This window comes from Labrys sp. WJW (assembly GCF_001676615.1).
Classification (GTDB): Bacteria; Pseudomonadota; Alphaproteobacteria; order Rhizobiales; family Labraceae; genus Labrys; species Labrys sedimenti.
Genome location: NZ_LYXZ01000135.1, coordinates 1 through 371, shown reverse-complemented (window position 1 = coordinate 371; position 371 = coordinate 1). Strand labels below are relative to the sequence as shown.

General features: G+C 66.8%; 1 protein-coding gene. It reads right to left on the bottom strand.

The features are described from left to right. Positions 1–68: 68 nt before the first annotated feature. On the bottom strand, positions 69–371 hold a 303-nt coding region (locus BA190_RS34965; RefSeq protein WP_202908583.1), incomplete at its 5' end, for a MotA/TolQ/ExbB proton channel family protein.

The window sequence follows — 371 nt, the reverse complement described above, 5'->3', positions numbered from 1 at the left end:
TGACATTGATGTCGGAGACTTCCGACAGATCGCCGTCCTGCGGATCCTTGAGGGAGACGCCCATGCCGTCAACCCGCCGTCTGCGTGCGCGCGGGCGCTAGCGTGCGGAGCGGAGTGGCCGCGCCATCCCGCTCCAGACGCTCGAGATCGCGCGAGACATGCTGCAGCACCTCGCCCGAAGCATCCGACAGCAGAGCACGGTAGCCGGCAATGGCGCGGGCGAAGACGTTGTAGATGATCACGGCCGGAATGGCGGCGACGAGGCCGATCGCGGTGGCCAGCAAGGCCTCGGCGATGCCGGGGGCCACCACCGCCAGATTGGTGGTGTGCGACTGCGAGATGCCGATGAAGGAGTTCATGATGCCCCAGAC